Raw genomic sequence first — 17802 nt, 5'->3', positions numbered from 1 at the left:
TTACTTTTCGGACGCGAAGTTAGTTCTTTTTTTTTATAGTTGTTTTTTGACAGTCGGGATGCTTTATTTACAGAAGCCCAAAAAGACTTTTTTTCGAATAAAATTCGTATTTTTGTAGCGAATTTGCGTTTTTTGTATTCTAACAAATTCGCATAAAATGAGAAGGAAAAGATAAAAAGACAAAATAGAGATGACAACAAAACACTTTTTACTTACAGTTTTGCTGACCTTGACTTGGCCCACCATTGTCATGGCAGATGATTATCCCATCAATTACGACAAGACGTCTGCCGTGAGACATGCCACACGACGTCTCAATGCCATATCTTTGGCAGGAGCCACTGTAAGCATTCCTGACAACTCGTTGATTTACAACGACATTACAGGCAAAAGTTTCTTCGTATATGCAGGTGAGACGATTACTCCTGCATTCGATTTCAGTTCTAACTGGATGCACGGCTATGCTTACATTGACTACAACGGCAACAAGCAGTTCGATGTGAGCGAGCCCAACGCTGACGGTACGCTGCAAGAAGGAAATGAACTTGTTTCCTACACCTATTATAGCATAGAAGGCGCAGGCAAGAACAGCAACGGCACTTCTGTTTCGCCAAACGTGAGCCTTTCCATGCCTTCGTTCACTATCCCGGCAGACCTTGCGCCCGGCACATACAAGATGCGTTTCAAGGTGGACTGGAACTGCATCGATGCCGGCGGTTCTACCGTTGCAGGCAACGACATTTTAAGGAATGGCGGCGCTATTGCCGACATTGACCTTGTCGTATTGGGAAGCAAGCCGAAATCCATCACTATTACCGATGTTACTACAGAAGGCGGCAGTGTGAAATACTTTGACGGCAGCGCCATGACGGAAGGCGTTCTGCACCCATTCTTCACCCCTGCCACATTCCTTCTTGCTGCAAATGAAGGCTACAAGCCAGTGGGATTGAAGGTAGCCAACGAAGATGGCGAAGAAACCTTTTCGGCTACCAACCTGAACATTTTCGACATTGCCGGCAGCCTTTTCCGCACCAACACTTCCGTAACAGGCCTTTTTGAGCCTGTTGCAGAAGGAGAACTTGAAGAGGTGGAGCGCTGGAAACTCGTGTTCAACGATGAGTTCAATCAGGCGGACTACAGCAAGACGGACGATGGGAAATGGATTATGACGACTCGCTCGCCCGGCATCACCTGGAAACGATTTGTCTCGAACAGCGACAGTGTGGCATACATCAAAGACGGCGCTCTCGTCCTTCGCACCATCCCCAATCCGGACACATCTGTGGACGATGCAGCAATGCTTAGTGGTGCGCGCCAAAGTAATTTCGACTTCAAGTATGGTCGTGCAGAGGCTCGTCTGAAGTCAACGAAGCACAAAGGCAATTTCCCCGCTTTCTGGATGATGCCGACCAACACTACTGGCGGATGGCCTGCATGTGGCGAAATAGACATCATGGAGACTATCGACTCAGAAGACCGAGCCTACTTCACAATCCACTCCAAATGGGGCAACACACTGGGTCAGAGCGGCAATCCCCAAAAGACTAACAACAAGTGGGTCAGTGTGGAAGACTGGCACATCTACGCCATTGAATGGGATTCTCTGGAACTTCGCTGGTATATGGACAATGAAAAGGTTTTTACCTACCCCAAGAAGATTACGAGTCCTAATGCCCTCGAGAATGGTCAATGGCCCTTCGACAAAGCGTTTTACCTCATCATCAATCAGAGTGTGGGCAACGGCTCTTGGGCTGCTGCCGCTGATGAGGCGTTCACCTACGAAACGCGCGTTGACTGGATTCGTGTCTATCAGAAGACGCCTGTAGTCCGTGCAGCCTACGATGAGTTTATGAAGTATCCCACATACTTCTACCGCGACCAAGCAGTTACTCATGCCACACGTCGTCTGAACAGCATCTCTCTCAACGACCAAACGATTGACATCCCTGATAACACAAGGCTATACAATAGGATAAATAGCACCATTACTTTCACAGCAGCTGCTGGCGACACAGTAAAACCATCATTCAACTTCTCTGAGGACTGGATGCACGGCTACGTTTACATGGATTTAGACAATAATGGACTCTTTAACGTTTTACAACCTATAGATGGTGTGATTGCAGAGGGTACAGATATGATGAGTTTCTCATACTACGATGGATATAACAGTTCTGGAGAGGCTCTATCGGATAACAACACGATGGAAACACCTTCATTCATCATTCCTGAGGATCTCCAACCAGGCACTTACCAAATGCGTTATAAAGTGGACTGGAATAATTACAATCCGGCAGGTTCGATTGCAGAAGAAGACGATATTCTGACCAACGGTGGTGCATTTGCAGACATTAAGATCGTCATTACTGACGGCGCATCAACAGGCATCAACGCCATGACCAGAGAAGATAAAGTTGCAGGTAGGAACACTTATTACGACCTGAGTGGTCGGAAGGTGTCTAAACCACAAAACGGTATATATATCAAAAACGGCAAGAAGTACTTTATCAGTTAAGGTATCATTTGCAAACAAACTCTTATGGATTTTCTCTCATTGTTAAAGATGGGAGAAAATCTTTTTTTGATAGCATTTCTGCTTTTGCGCTTACAGCGCGCCAATGGTTTTGATCACATTCACCCAGGGCGCTACTCTGGGCTATGCGCTTCTGGGGCTTTCAGCCCGTTTGCCAAACACCAATACCATAAAGGTGTGTCGAAACGGGTTGTAGCAGTTTTAAATGCGCAACAATGGTGGGGGCACAAAGCATCTAAACAGGCTTTTCCTGCTGTCCTTCGGAACGCATGGACATTATACCGTAAGACAGGGGTTCCGCTCCATGAACTGCGTTCATTTCGCTGTACCCCTGACTGTTGTCCGGCGCGCCTTCGGCGCTCTTTGCTTTTGACAAATTATGTATCGTCCATACTGGACTCATGACATCTTACTGCATATAACAATGGTTTCAGTCGCTTTGCTCCTTACACACCTGCATATATGTCGCGTCACGTTTGGACTGCAACAGGGGTGAATAATCGGTAGGGGTTCTACCAATCTCCTTTATCCGTTGCCTGGGAGCCTATGAGAAACCTGAGAGTCGATAGCAAAAAAATAAAGGTGCAGAAATCTGCACCTTTATTCATTTGATAAGTCAGTTATTATTTAACGACTTTCTTACCGTCGATGATATAAACGCCCTTCGGCAGGTTATTGCCATTGACCTTTACACCACTGAGTGAGTAAGTACCCTTCTTCGTTACGATTACGTTGCCGAGAGTTACCTTTTCTACACCGTCAACGATTTCCTTAGCGAGAGGAATGCTTGCGATGCCCTCTGATTGTGCTTCAGGCATACCGGTGATTACGAAGTAACCTTCGTTAGCAGCTACAACAGCGTTCTTATTAGCTTCTACGAGTGCAACTTCCGTAGTTTCTGCGTTCTGACCAATCACATGAGCATTGACCTTGAGTGTGTCAGGCTCCCAAACTGCGGTGAAACCGTTCGTTGTGAGGTTTGCTTCGCTGTAATTGTATTCGATAGAAGCAGCGTCGAAAACAGTGAGGTAAACTGAGAAGTTCTTAACAACTGCAGTATCTTCAACTACGATGAACGGTGTACCAGCCGGTATCACATCACCTTCAATAGCTGCGAGCTGAACAGCGTTGTCCTTGATACCAGTAACTGTCATTGCTGTTACGTCCATAGGAGCGGAGACTGCGAATGGCAGCAAGTGGATAGTAGCGGGCGTCGGGTGTTCGAGAATCATCGTTGCAAAGAAGTCGTTTACAGGAACAAATTCGAATGCAGAGTTGTCTGCACCTTGCGCAGCATTCCAAACTACCATTACAGCGCCACCAGGCTGTGCATTTGCGAAGTACTTCACTGAGTCGTTATACAGCGTGATATTCAGTGCTTCAGGTATAGTATCGATACGTGCGCTACGCAGACCGAGAGTATGAGTATCTACAGTTTGTGCGATATGACCACTCAAAGTAACTTGCTCATTGCTGATATAGCGGTTTGTAGCAAGGTTGCGGAGTGTGATACCACCATCAACATGCTTGAGTTCCCACATAGCATTGAGACGGTTGCTGATTTCAGTGTCGTTCTTGTAGTTCCACTTCACGTTGGAGTAAGCATTGGCGGTAGTACCAGTACCATCTGTGCATACGTATGAACCCTTAGCAGCACCCGAAGTGTGGCTAAGAATGTAGTAAATGCCATCTTCAGGAGTAACAACCTTACCAATGAATTTTTCTATGCCTGACTTCAGAGCAGCCATATTTGCTGTATAAGAAGCGTATGTCAGATTTTCAGCGGCAGCCTCTGCTGTTTGTATTGCTCCCTGGAGTTCTGCTGCTGCACCATCAGGATAGTAACCTGCATTGTCACCGACCTGTGCTGGAGTAGTCCATGTCTTTGCCTCTCTGATGAGGGCGAGGAGTTCGTCCTTGCTGGGATATACAGCCATGAATGCGTCGTAAGCAGCCTGGAGTTCCTCGATGGTTGCTTGTGAAGCCTTTTCGTTGGCGAGTTCACCTTCAGCCTTTGTTATAGCATTAGCGAGGTTAGCCTTAACTGTAGCATCCATGTTTTCATAGATACAGTTAGGATCGTAAACTGCCTGATAAGCACGAAGTTCGGAGAGGTTCCAATAGTCGTATGTATCACCGTTTGAACGTACATTGCCTGTGATAGCATGCTGCATGTTCTTCGTTACAGCGATACGGATGTAACGGTTACCATTGATATTAAGGAATGCTTGACCTGCACCCTTCAAGATAGGCGCAGAAGAACGACTTGCTGAAAGGCTTTGGTTTCCACCTTCAGCATTGAGCAACTGTGTATCCCATGCGAATGTATATTCGCCAAGCTTTGTCCATTCTGTAGAAGGAACTTCAGATGTTACAGTAGTTTCTTCACCTGTTTCTTCGTCCATTTGTGTAGTTTCTACACCAGAGAGGAGTGCAGGATTGTTAGTACCATAAAGCGTTACTTCATAAGGAAGGTCAGGTGTTGGAGCATTTGAACGCTCTGCATACTTCAAAATAATGTTTTCAATACCTTCCTGGCCGAGGTCCATCTGGAGGTAGTGAGGTTCTGAAGCCTGAAGTGAATTGTGCCATGAAGTGTGGAAGAATGATTCATAGTTGCCATCGAAGAGAGCTTCGTATGTACCTTCACCCGGGTCTTTCACGTTTGAGTAAACTTGTGAAGCATCCTTTACAAGGCCTTTCAGACTTTCATCCTGAATGAACTGACCATCGTCCGTACCATCGAAGATGTAAGACTTACCTGCGTCTTCGGCAGCCTTCGACTGCTTAACGAGTGCCTCGAGAGCCACGTTGCGATCTTTTTGAGCCTGCTGTTCACGGATGTCATCAAGGTTGCCGCTGATGGCTTCAACAGTTGCATCGTCAACCGGTGCGAAATACCAGCCACTGGCACCAGCGCTAGCCGTCCAATTTACGACAGTCTTGCCTGATACTGCAGCATGGAGAGAGTTGTTCACTCCGCTTACTGCCGTATTGGTAACACAATAGAAGCCTTGTTCAGCATTACCTACAACACCGAGGCATGTACCTATGGTGAATGTAGCAGCGTCTGCTTCTGCACCCATCTTATAAGGATTAACGTTTGTAAGATAGTTGTCGAATGCAAGGTTGCGGAGCGTGTAAGCCGTGTCGTTCACTTGCTTGAGTTCCCAAATGTATTTTGCATCGGCTGTGGCACCCTGTACTGTAGCATCGAAGTGCATGCTCCACAGTGCGCTTGTACCATCAGAATAAGCAGCGTCCACGTCGAGAGGATTCATTGCTGATTCAATGGAAATCATGCTGTTTGAAGTAGTGTCGCGTGAAGAAACGAGGTAGTAGTAACCCGGAGTTGGCATCTTGCTGGCATCCATAGCAATCTTCTCAGCAAAGGCTGCTTCGTATGCATCTTTCAGTGCCTGTGCATACCCGAGAATTTCTTCTGGTGTATATTCGTCAGCATAGATTTGCGCGTCGGTTGCTTCGTTGTAAGCATCCTCCCATTTCTGTACGAGGTCTGAACGATAACCACCGATTACATCTTCACTGAACGAAGAGCGGTCTGCCGTGCATGTAGAGATAGCCTGATCGAGTGTCTGGATAGCCACATCTTCCTCTGACATCTCACTGAGCGTACAAGGATATATGTTGAACCTACCGTTAGCACCGTCACCGCTAATCCATGAAGCCACGGTTGAACCATCGCCATTAGATCCATTACCATTACCATTCAATTCCTTGCCACTGGGCATGGTGAAATGGAACACGCCCTCAGACACCATATTGATGGTGTAGAGTGCTTTTGAAGAAGACGTAGAAAGTGCCTGATTGCCTTCTGTGTTAGGGAAGTAGTTCCCACTTGCTGTACGTAAATAAGCCTTTACGTTGTCAGCAGCCTTAGACGCGATTTCGAACGTGATGGCAAAAGTACCCGGGTCATCTACGTTGGCAGCAGCCTTTTGCATCAAGGCACCACCGTCTGCTTCGTAGATGTAGCAGTTACGACCGGTATTCCAAAGGAGGTAGAGGCCTCCGTCTTCCAACTGGTCGAGACTTGTAACCTGCTCACCAATCGTTTCAATCGTAGTCGTCGTGTAGACTTGTGCATTGACGCTCAAAATCGAAATAAGCACCAATGCGAGAAAAGAAGTAAATTTTCTCATTGTTTTTGACTTTGATTTGGTTAATAATGTGAATTAAATTAGGTTGATCTCGTTTGTATGTTCCTACTTAGGGAATTTCGCTGCAAATATACATATATTTTTTTATTTTGCAATCTTTACTTTACTTTTTTATTCATTTTTTTCTTTTTCAGCGGCTTTTTTGTTTTTATAGACATTTATAGCAGTTATAGCAACTATAGATATTGTCGAAAACTACTGCAACTGTCAACAAATTGCTTCATTCCAAGATTAAATCGTATTTTTGCAGTTGAAAAGAATGACAAGACATGTTAGAAATAAAAAATCTTCATGCCTCCGTTGAAGGCAAGCCTATACTGAATGGTGTAAATCTTACGATTCGCGATGGCGAGGTACATGTCCTGATGGGTCCGAACGGCTCCGGGAAATCCACGCTAAGCAATGTGCTGGTAGGTAATCCCAAATACGAAGTAACGGAAGGCAGCATCACGTTCAATGGCAAGGACTTGCTTGCTTTGTCGCCTGAGGACCGCTCTCACGAGGGCATTTTCATGTCGTTTCAGGCTCCCATAGAGATTTCCGGTGTTTCGATGACCAACTTCATGCGTGCGGCAGTGAATGCCAAGCGCAAATATCTGGGCGAAGACCCGATGAAACCATCGGATTTTCTTAAGATGCTTCGCGAGAAGCGCAAGATTGTTGGGCTTGACGCTCACTTCATGAGTCGTGGCGTGAACGAAGGTTTCAGCGGTGGCGAGCGCAAGCGTAATGAGATATTCCAGATGGCTGTATTGGAACCTACTTTTTCCATACTGGACGAGACGGACAGCGGTCTTGACGTGGATGCCCTTCGCATCGTGGCGGAGGGTTTCAACACCCTTCGCACCCCTCAGACGAGCGCCCTTGTCATTACCCATTACCAACGCATGCTCGACTATCTCAAGCCCGACTTTGTTCACGTGCTCGTCAATGGCAGCATAGTTAAGGACGGCGACGCAAGCCTGGGATACGAAATAGAAGAAAAAGGGTTTGACTGGGTAAAAGACATTCGCTGAAAAAGAAAAAAAATGCCAACACCAAAATATCAATTCACGGAAAGCCTGAAGCAGTACACAGACCTCTACGAGGCCCATTCTCAACTGATTGCAGAGCATTCACCTGCATTCATGAATGCGTGTAGGAAAGCAGCCTTTGCCGGTCTTTGCGACAATGGTCTGCCTACCCGTAAGGTGGAGCGTTACAAATATACCAACGTGGATGCCGCTCTCGCACCCGACTATGGTTTGAACCTGCATCGCATCAAAGCAGACCAAGACCCCTACAAAGGGCACCTCTGCAGTGTGCCGCACATGAGTACATCGCAATACTACGTAACGGGAGACGTGGTGGCTGACCCCACCGGCCGGGCATCATTCCTGGGTGATGGTGTATTCGTTTTACCCTTTGCACGAGCACAGGTTGAATATCCTGATCTCATATCTCATTACTATAACAAACTTGCGGGAAAGACCTACGATGCTATCTCCGCGCTCAACAGTCTGTTTGTTCAAGATGGGCTCCTTATATATGTAAAATCCGGCGTTAAAGCCGAATGCCCCATTCAGATTGTCAACATCCCGAGTGCCGGTGCAGATATGATGTTCAATCGCCGTCTCCTCATTGTGGCAGAAGCCGACAGCGAATGCAGTATCATCTACTGCGACAATGCCGACAGCAAACACAGATACCTTTCCACACAGGTTATCGAAGTGTTCTGCGAGAAAAATTCCCAGGTTGATTTCTATGGCATAGAAGAGACGCGTTCGGGCAACACCCGTTTCAACAATCTCTACGTAGAGCAGCAAGCCGGCAGTCGTTTCTCTCTCAACGATATGACACTTCACAACGGTATCACCCGCAACGTTACAGACATTTCCTTAGTGGGCGAAGGTGCGAAGACAGAATTAAACGGAGCCGGTATAGTTGACGGCGACAAGCGCATCGACACCAACATCCTCGTTGACCATCTCGTGAGCAACTGCGAGAGCACTATGCTCTACAAGAATGTGCTTAACGAGCATAGCGTTGGCGCTTTCGCAGGCAAGGTTCTCGTGCGCGAGGGTGCCGTGAAGACCCTGAGCGAACAGATCAATGCCAACCTCTGCGCCGGCAATGATGCACGTGCCTACAGCCAACCCATGCTTGAGATATATGCTGACGACGTGAAGTGCAACCATGGTTCTACTGTAGGAAAACTCGATGAAATGGCACTTTTTTACATGCGTCAGCGCGGCATAGAAGAGGCAGAGGCCCGCCTGTTGCTTCAACACGCGTTTCTGAACGATGTCATTGACCATGTGCGTCTTGATGCTCTGCGCGACCGCCTGTCATTCCTTGTCGATCAGCGATTCCGCGGTCGTATGGCAAAAGACTGCCATGGGTGTTCGCTGTGCAGTTGAGGCATATTGCCGTTGAATTATGTTTTGAAAACAAAGCCAAGAATGAATATAGACTCCATCCGCAAAGATTTTCCCATCCTGTCGCGCGAAGTTTACGGCAAGCCGCTGATTTACCTCGACAATGCTGCCACGGTTCAGAAGCCGCGGTGTGTGGTGGATGCCATCAGCGAAGAATACTTCTCTGTGAATGCCAATGTTCACCGCGGCGTTCACTTCCTTTCCCAACAAGCCACAGAATTTCACGAGTCAGCGCGCGATACGGTCCGCCGTTTCATCAATGCCGCCAGCACGAGCGAAGTGGTTTTTACCCGCGGCACCACGGAAAGCATCAACCTCGTTGCCGGTTCTTTTGGCGAAGCCTTCCTAAAAGCAGGAGATGAGGTACTCATCAGTGTGATGGAGCACCATTCCAACATTGTGCCATGGCAACTCCTTCGCGACCGCAAAGACATCGTCATTAAAGTCATCCCCATGACAGATGCCGGTGAAATTGACATGGAAGCCTACGAATCCATGTTCACTGAACGCACCCGTCTTGTCTGCGTGACGCATGTGAGCAATGTGCTTGGCACCATCAATCCTGTCAAGGAACTTTCGGAGATTGCCCATGCTCATGGTGCGTATATCCTCGTAGATGCTGCTCAGAGTGCCCCTCACATGCAGATTGACGTGCAAGACATCGGTTGCGACTTCCTTGCCTTCAGCGGTCACAAGATGTATGGTCCCACCGGTATCGGCGTTCTCTTCGGCAAAGAGCAACTCCTTGACGCCATGCCGCCCTATCAGGGTGGTGGTGAGATGATAGCCCGCGTATCGTTCGAAAAAACGACCTACGAGCGTCTGCCTTACAAATTTGAAGCCGGCACGCCCGACTTTGTAGGCACGCACGCCCTTGCCGTAGCTATCGACTATCTTAATGGCATAGGCATGGACAACATCGCCCGCCACGAACATGCCCTTACATCCTACGCTATGGAACAGATGCGGGGCATCGAAGGTATTAAACTTTACGGCACGGCTCCGGCTAAAGATGCCGTCGTGGCATTCAATGTGGGCAACATCCATCATCTTGATCTCGGTACCCTGCTCGACCGACTCGGCATCGCCATCCGCACGGGACACCACTGCGCCCAGCCACTTATGCAGCGCTGCGGTGTGGAAGGCATGGCACGCGCAAGTTTTGCGTTATACACCACCCAGGACGAGATAGATGCACTCGTTTCCGGCATACGGCGCGTGGCAAGTATGTTCTGAACATGAACGCGGGATTAGGATATTTTTCTTACTTTTGCACATTCAAAATCAAAGCATAAAAAGATGAAAAGAATCAGTTTTGTCGTACTCGCAACACTTTGCATCGCCATGACCATCGACGAAGTCATCCGCAAGGAGAACGACACCTACATTGTCAACACCACAACCATCGCCACTGACGTCAAAGGGTTTAACGGCAACACGCCAGTTGAAATCTACATAGAAGGCGACACCATCCGCAAAGTGGTTGCACTTAAGAACAACGAGACACCCCGTTTCTTCAAACCCGTAGAAGAAAGACTATTACCACGCTATACTGGTATGGCAATAAACATGGCTGACAGTGTGGAGGTTGACGGGATAACCGGAGCCACCTATTCGTCCGATGCCATCAAGGAGAACATCCGACGTGGTGCGAAATACTATGCGGAGCATAAGTAAAAATCAAAATAATCATTAATTCACAAAACCATAAAGCATGAAGGGTATCTACTCTATTTTGTCATTTTTTCTGCTTTTCCTTGCGGGAACAATGACCGCCTCGGCACAATACCGACAGGCAGATTATGAAGAGACATCTATTGCAGCAGGAAAGAAGTATCTTTTACAGAACGGAGAGAAGCCTACTACAATACAATACCTCTCTACAGACGCATCAAACAAATACTACGGCACCAAGGTGGACGAGACCACCATTATGGAGTTCGAGTCAGCGGGCAATATTGATGGCGAAGATTGTTACTACATCAAAAACCCAGCGACAAACACCTATATCATCGACTTAGATAATTTGCCAGAAAACACCTATACCACTACATTTACAGACGACAAGACCAAAGCGCTCGTAGTGTCATTATCTGAGACACAGACACAAGATGAGAGTCAGGTGGCTTTCCACATGAAACGCCACAAGGAAAATGCGGGTTTTGTACTCTACTTTGTTCCAAAGACTCCGTATGGAGCAGGTGGACCCGGCTACGGCATGATTTATCCTAACTTCATGTATTTCAGCAGTTGGCTGATTTATGCTGTAGAGGAAATTGGCGGCAAGGAAAAATTGGGAGTTGCTATAGATCAATACACGCCCAACGGAGTGGAAGGTGTATGGCAAGTAGGAAGTGGGCCTGGATGCATTTCTCAGGAAATATTTGACGAACTTCTTTCGGCATACAACACAGCCATGGCCATTTACGATAAAGATGCGCCCACATCACAGGAGTGCGATGAAGCCACAGACAGGCTAACAACTGCATATAAAACTGCCATTTCAGCGATAAATCCAGTGACTGAAGGCTACTATTACATCAGCAATATCAACGATGACTTACTCTATGTGGTCAACGATGGAAGCAGTTCTTTACTTTACTGTAAAGACTATGAAATACCCGACAGTTTTGATATCGCATCCGCGCCCTACATCTGGCACATAACACCCAGCGAAGAGCCCGGCTATTTCAATATTGTCAACCTGCTTGCAGAAAAAGCCATTTCATCTTCCCTTTCTAATGGTGCACAAACACTTACAAACGACAAGAGCCTATATGGCAACTATAAATTCTCTTACCAAGCAGATAATTACAGTTGTCGCGGAGGGGTGTTCAACATCCTTAACCTATGGGGCAACAAGGCTATGCTGACACTCGACACCCGAGTGGGCTATGCTGACAGTCCAGACCCTAAGAGCGATGAAGCACTCTTCAAGTTGATCAGTGTGTCAGAGCAATACATTGAAGATATAGAAAAGAGCAAGGAGCAAGAAGCACTCAACGAAGAACTTACAGCGCTCTACATCAAGACAGCGACAAAGGTGGAAAAAACAAAGAGTTATAATTCCACAGTGGCTACAAGCGGCACTCTTGACACTCCCGGACTCATCACAAATGTAAGTACGAATGCTCAAGAACCGACAGAAGGAAATGTGGAATTTGCAATCGACAAAGACCTCTATACATATTTCCACAGTAATTGGAGTTCTGCAGAAACAGCACCGGATGTGTTCCACTTCCTTGATGTGCAACTTGAAACTCCCGTCAAGACCTTTGCAGTAAAGATGGTGCGCCGTTACTTTACAGATTTAGAGAATTCTGCAAATCTTAATCCGATGCTCTATAATCTCTATGCAACCAATGATTCCACCGGAGAATGGACACGCATCGGGACTTATGCAACAAACTTCAACCGAGGTGTCGCTCCTGAAGAATACATTGATGATATTGCAAACTTGGCTAGCATTAACTACATCGAAATGCCAGCAGCATACAAATACCTACGCTTTGAAGTCATCCGCACAAAGGACAATGGCACCATCAACGGTCTGCCCTACTTCAACTTGAGCGAAATCGGTGTTTACACAGCAGAATACTTATCCGAAAGCAGTGCTTACGAAACACTCGGCAGCGAAATTACTGAAGCTCTCGAAACTTCAATGCAGAAAGCAGAGAACGAACTGGCAGCGAAACAAGCCACAAAAGAAACTATCGAGGCACTGCAGGCTGCCTACGACGCGCTTTGCAAAAAATATGGCGACCCTGAAATTCTGCGTGCTGCCTACGACGATGCCTGCACCTATTATTATGCTGCCGTTGAGTCAGACCAAGAAGTAGTGGGTTATTACAAGGAAGGAAGCACTGATGCCTTTGTCAGAGTGCTCGATGAGATTGAGCCACAGATTACCCCGGACATGACTCAGGAACAATACAACACGCTGTTTGAAAAACTGAACGCCGCCGTTGCTGCATTCCAAGCATCGCTCATCCTACCCGAAGAAGACCGTCTCTACTTCATCATAAGCGGCGAGCCCAACAGCGACAACTTCGGACGATACCTGAAGGCCGACAAGAACGGCACTTCGCTCATGGGTCTAAGTTACAACAACGAAGGCACATCGGAGTTAAACCCGGAAATGCGTCTGAACTACATGTGGCGTTTCACAAAGAATTCTGACGGCACCTATCAGGCGCGAAATGCAGCCACAGGTACTTATCTCGGCACTACAGACAAGGCAGGCAACGACATCTACACCTCGAAAACTCCCGTGCCTTTCAAATTCCGTAGCGCACGCGCAGAGAATTACCTCAACATGGAACTCGGAGAAGGACTTTTCGCCTACTCTACACCTTACTACCGCAACTTCACCGTTGCCCAAAACGCTGAAGGTCAGGATGGCGGAGCCTACCTGATAGAAGAAGCAGACTATCAAGGCACACACTCTCTCCGCATCTCCAGCGGGCTTCAGGTGATTACCCTGCCATTCGAAATAATGGCCGTTACGCCCGACATGTCGCTCTACAAAGTCATAGGCGTAAAGAACAATACGGTACAGTGCATTGCTTACAACGACAGCGAGACCATTCCTGCCGGCTGTCCGTTTATTGTAAACAACACGGAGGACATCCCTGAAATATCCATTTTCCTCACCGAACTTAATAATGGTACAGCAATCAACTACTCTTTCGAAGGGCTTGAGCAGAACGGACTTACTGGTGTGGTTAATCCCACAACCATCAATCGCCCGCTATGCTACCTGCGAGGCACAGTGATTGACCTTGCCAAGGCTACAGGCACTACGATAGAAGCCAACACAGGCTATTTCCGACTTGGCGGCATTCCAGCGACCGACATTAACGGCGACATTGCCATCGAACTGACGACATCAGCCGTTACTGACATTGCCACAGTCAACCTTAACGCCAATGGCGACACTCAACCAAACGCTGTATATACCATCACCGGTCAGAAGATACGCTCTAACGGCACTCTCACAGGACTGCCACGCGGCATCTATATTGTCGGCGGCAGGAAAGTGATTGTGAAATAAACATCATATTACATCATGAAAGTGCTACGTTCCTAATGTGGATGTAGCACTTTTCTATATTTAGGGCAATGCAACTGTAACAGCATTTTAACACATTAGTTTTCTTACCCTGTTCAGAAATGCTTATTTTTGCAGTATAATTGCAGGAGTTATAATTATTTCTGCAAGGAACTATCAACAAAATGGCGAGATACAACAAGAAATATCGCGGACTAACCGATGAAGAAGTCCTGAAAAGTCGCGAGAGAAACGGCAGTAACGTCCTCACTCCCATAGAAAGAGACTCCAACTGGAAACTTTTCTTCGAACGGCTTACAGGTCCTTTGGGTCATTTCATTCCCGGCTGGAACAACGGAGATGCGCTGATTTTCATTCTTGAGATTGCAGCTATTCTTTCTTTAATCGTTGCTTATTTAGAAAGTGGAGCAAAAGGTTTTAGTGTATTCTTTGAGCCTATAGGCATCATCATCGCCGTTTTTCTCGCCACTGGTGTATCCTTCTATTTTGAGCGTCGCGCGAACAAGGAATTCATGTTGCTCAACAAGGTAGATGATGAAGAAAAAGTACTCGTCATCCGCAAAGGGCGGTACACAAAGATTGCGAAGAAAGACCTCGTCGTCGGCGACATCATTATTCTGACACCCGGCGATGAAGTGCCCGCTGATGCAGAAATACTCGAATCGACCAACCTCAACATAGACGAATCTACCCTTACTGGCGAGCCTTCGTGCCGAAAGTCGGCAAAAGAAAATGATTTCGACCCTGAAGCCACCTTCCCTACGAACCATGTGCTGCGTGGCACGAAAGTGCTTGAAGGACACGCTGTCTGCAATGTTTTTGCCGTTGGCGACCACACTGAAAGCGGTAAAGTGATGGAGGCTGTTCAACTTGAAGATAGTGTAAAGACACCACTCAACGAGCAACTTGACAGACTTGGTAAATACATAGCATACGCAAGTTATGTTGTAGCATTTCTCGTTATTTTCGGTAGAGTTGCCATGTTAATAAAGAATTTGGATGATGGCTCGTCTTGGTATGATTTTGAACACATAGATTACCATATCCAAAGTGTGATGCTTGCTGTTGCTATCATCGTGATGGCAGTACCAGAAGGTCTCCCCATGGCTATTTCCATCAGCCTTGCATATAGTATGCAGAGGATGCTGAAGGAGAAGAACCTGGTGCGCAAGATGCATGCTTGCGAAACGATGGGTGCTACCACCGTTATCTGTACAGACAAGACCGGCACCCTCACCGAGAACAACATGCAAGTGTACGAGACCAGGTTCTATGCGCTTGAGGGGCAAAGACTGTCAGACGATGCGATGAGCCTTATCGTCAGGGAAAGCATTGGTGCCAACTCCACCGCCCACCTGGAACTCCTGCCAAACGGCACTTTCCAACCGCTCGGCAACCCCACTGAGGGTGCACTGCTCATCTGGCTGGCACAGAACGGTGCCGACTATCTCCAGATACGTTCGGACGTTGAGATACTACAAGAGTTGCCGTTCAGCACGGAGTGGAAATACATGGCTACCGTGGTGCGCTCTTCGAACGGTAAGCGCATGCTCTACGTGAAAGGTGCACCTGAAATCGTGCTGCGCATGTGTGCCGACTGCGCCGGTGGTGCGACAGAAGACGAGGTACGCCGTCAGCTCCACGACTTCCAGAACCAAGCCATGCGCACCATCGCCTTTGCCTGTCAGGAACTCGACGAGGGGGAAAACGTCATCAGCAAACATGCCGTAACGGCCGGTCGCCTCACGTTCCTTGGTATTGTAGCGATAGCCGACCCTGTGCGTAAGGACGTGCCAGCCGCCGTGAAGGAGTGTCTGGATGCCCATATCGCCATCAAGGTCATCACGGGCGACACTGCATGCACAGCCAAGAAGATTGCCCATCAGATAGGCATCTGGGCGGATGATGAGGACGAACGGCACATCATCACAGGTCCCGAGTTTGAGGCACTGTCCGACGAAGAACTCCTGGAGCATATCGAGGACATCAAGATTGTAGCCCGCGCCCGTCCGCTCGACAAGCAGCGCCTCGTTGAGATTTTGCAGAAGAAAGGGCACGTCGTTGCCGTGACGGGCGACGGTACGAACGACGCACCGGCGCTCAAGCAGGCTCATGTGGGCATCTCCATGGGCGACGGGACGAGTGTGGCAAAGGAGGCGTCCGACATCACCATCATCGACAACTCCTTCTCCTCTATTTGCAAAGCCGTACTGTGGGGGCGCTCGCTTTATCGTAACATACAGCGCTTCCTCCTTTTCCAGCTCACAATCAACGTGGCGGCCTGCCTTACTGTCCTGCTCGGCTCCTTCATCGGCACTGACATGCCGCTGACCATCACCCAGATTTTGTGGATTAACCTCATCATGGACACCTTTGCAGCCATGGCACTGACATCGCTACCGCCCTCAAGAGAAGTCATGACAGAAAAGCCGCGCCAACGGAATGCGTTCATTATCAGCAGGCCCATGAGAGAGAGTATTGCTGTAACAGGCTTTATCTTCGCCATCATAACGCTTTTCTTCACATTCTCCTTTGAGCATATACCATTCTATAAGTCTTGGCCAGACCTTATTGCGAAGGGTTTAAGTGAAATTAAGTATTTATTCAGCGGTGCTTTGTCGACTAGACATATCGAACAATACGAACACGGCCTGATATTCACTATCTTCGTAATGTTTCAATTCTGGAACTTGTTCAATGCAAAAGCATTCATGACAGGTAAATCCGCTATCAATATGAAAGGCTGTAAGACTTTCTTATTCATCGCTGCAATCATACTTATCGGTCAAATCCTCATCGTTACATTTGGAAATGGATTCTTTGAGGTAAAACCCATTTGTCTTTGGGATTGGGGCATTATTATTCTCTTAACACTGATAGTTGTTTTTGGCGGCGAAATCTTTCGGCTTTACAGGTTATTCAGAAAGAGACGGAAAAATAAGTAACATTTGCTCAATCCCATTTATTTGCTCCTATCAGCCTTGTTTTGATTGTTATGGGTTGACTCCTTTTGTAAAGGTATCCCCTGATTAGATTAGGATTTAGTCTTAATGATTGTTGCTTCTTTGTTTTTCTGCTGTACATCGCTATCATTTATTCTGAGGACGATGTTACGTACATCTTGCTGATTCATAAAAAAACGTATTACTTATATTGCAAAGTAATACGTTTATAATTGGAATAAAAAAGACAGTTTTTATCTCTTAGGTCTTCCGAAGAGTCCCTTACTTCTGTCAAAAGGATGGTTAAACCATACTTTTTTTCCGTATGATTTTAATCTCCAATATTCAAGGCCTTCTTCTCTTTTCTTTTTAGCTGCTGGCATGTTCCAACCTGAAATAAGTGCCCATAAAGCAAACAGAGAGAGCAAGGAAAAAAACACTATTAAAATGTATGCGATTATCTGTATCATAATGCAAATATAGCCATAATATTTGACATGGCAAAATTATTCCTCCAGATTATCAAACAATCCTACGAAAGCATCTCCGACGGATTTTTGCCATTCTTCTGCGATGACGCGAGAGGATATCGCCCATGAGCGCGAGAACCACGGCCTGCGCTTGCGTTGCTTACCCATTTTGTGGTTATAGCGATAGG

At 47.1% G+C, this 17802-nt stretch carries 9 protein-coding genes; 7 read left to right on the top strand and 2 right to left on the bottom strand.

Going from position 1 to position 17802, the window contains the following annotated elements:
• The first annotated feature begins 190 nt into the window (after positions 1-190).
• On the top strand, positions 191-2515 hold the full coding sequence (locus C7Y71_RS09110; protein WP_111898155.1) for a glycoside hydrolase family 16 protein: 2325 nt from the start codon (positions 191-193) through the stop codon (positions 2513-2515).
• Between the two features lie 641 nt (positions 2516-3156).
• Here the strand turns inward: C7Y71_RS09110 and C7Y71_RS11880 are convergent.
• The gene (locus C7Y71_RS11880) at positions 3157-6696 is read right to left on the bottom strand and encodes a hypothetical protein (RefSeq protein WP_193215895.1); all 3540 of its coding nucleotides are present in this window, start codon (positions 6694-6696) and stop codon (positions 3157-3159) included.
• Positions 6697-6983: 287 nt separating this feature from the next.
• Between C7Y71_RS11880 and sufC the strand changes: the two genes are divergently transcribed.
• The 6 genes from sufC to C7Y71_RS09075 all read left to right on the top strand — a co-directional run bounded on the left by sufC (position 6984) and on the right by C7Y71_RS09075 (position 17147).
• Positions 6984-7730, top strand: a complete 747-nt coding sequence (sufC, locus tag C7Y71_RS09100) for a Fe-S cluster assembly ATPase SufC (protein ID WP_111898156.1) — start codon at positions 6984-6986, stop codon at positions 7728-7730.
• A gap of 12 nt (positions 7731-7742) precedes the next feature.
• Positions 7743-9113, top strand: coding sequence for a Fe-S cluster assembly protein SufD (sufD, locus tag C7Y71_RS09095; protein ID WP_111898157.1), 1371 nt, complete (start codon positions 7743-7745; stop codon positions 9111-9113).
• 42 nt (positions 9114-9155) lie between these two features.
• Positions 9156-10367 carry an aminotransferase class V-fold PLP-dependent enzyme gene (locus C7Y71_RS09090; RefSeq protein WP_111898158.1) on the top strand — a complete coding sequence of 404 codons (1212 nt, stop codon included), beginning with the start codon at positions 9156-9158 and terminating at the stop codon, positions 10365-10367.
• Positions 10368-10430: 63 nt separating this feature from the next.
• Complete coding sequence (locus C7Y71_RS09085; protein WP_111898159.1) at positions 10431-10808, top strand: FMN-binding protein; 378 nt, start codon at positions 10431-10433, stop codon at positions 10806-10808.
• 37 nt (positions 10809-10845) lie between these two features.
• Positions 10846-14184, top strand: coding sequence for a hypothetical protein (locus C7Y71_RS09080; RefSeq protein WP_146739391.1), 3339 nt, complete (start codon positions 10846-10848; stop codon positions 14182-14184).
• Positions 14185-14366: 182 nt separating this feature from the next.
• Positions 14367-17147, top strand: a complete 2781-nt coding sequence (locus C7Y71_RS09075) for a calcium-translocating P-type ATPase, PMCA-type (protein WP_111898161.1) — start codon at positions 14367-14369, stop codon at positions 17145-17147.
• Positions 17148-17398: 251 nt separating this feature from the next.
• On the opposite strand, the gene C7Y71_RS09070 is transcribed toward C7Y71_RS09075, so the two are convergent.
• Positions 17399-17614: a hypothetical protein gene (locus C7Y71_RS09070; protein ID WP_111898162.1), complete on the bottom strand. Its 216-nt coding sequence runs from the start codon at positions 17612-17614 to the stop codon at positions 17399-17401.
• Positions 17615-17802: the final 188 nt, after the last annotated feature.

The sequence above is a fragment of the Pseudoprevotella muciniphila genome, assembly GCF_003265305.2.
GTDB lineage: Bacteria > Bacteroidota > Bacteroidia > Bacteroidales > Bacteroidaceae > Alloprevotella > Alloprevotella muciniphila.
This window is presented reverse-complemented; position numbering and strand designations above follow the sequence as displayed.

Excerpts from the sequence above, each read along its gene's own strand:
- C7Y71_RS09110 (WP_111898155.1), top strand. The coding sequence starts at position 191 with ATGACAACAAAACACTTTTTACTTACAGTTTTGCTGACCTTGACTTGG.
- C7Y71_RS11880 (WP_193215895.1), bottom strand. The coding sequence starts at position 6,696 with ATGAGAAAATTTACTTCTTTTCTCGCATTGGTGCTTATTTCGATTTTG.
- sufC (WP_111898156.1), top strand. The coding sequence starts at position 6,984 with ATGTTAGAAATAAAAAATCTTCATGCCTCCGTTGAAGGCAAGCCTATA.
- sufD (WP_111898157.1), top strand. The coding sequence starts at position 7,743 with ATGCCAACACCAAAATATCAATTCACGGAAAGCCTGAAGCAGTACACA.
- C7Y71_RS09090 (WP_111898158.1), top strand. The coding sequence starts at position 9,156 with ATGAATATAGACTCCATCCGCAAAGATTTTCCCATCCTGTCGCGCGAA.
- C7Y71_RS09085 (WP_111898159.1), top strand. The coding sequence starts at position 10,431 with ATGAAAAGAATCAGTTTTGTCGTACTCGCAACACTTTGCATCGCCATG.
- C7Y71_RS09080 (WP_146739391.1), top strand. The coding sequence starts at position 10,846 with ATGAAGGGTATCTACTCTATTTTGTCATTTTTTCTGCTTTTCCTTGCG.
- C7Y71_RS09075 (WP_111898161.1), top strand. The coding sequence starts at position 14,367 with ATGGCGAGATACAACAAGAAATATCGCGGACTAACCGATGAAGAAGTC.
- C7Y71_RS09070 (WP_111898162.1), bottom strand. The coding sequence starts at position 17,614 with ATGATACAGATAATCGCATACATTTTAATAGTGTTTTTTTCCTTGCTC.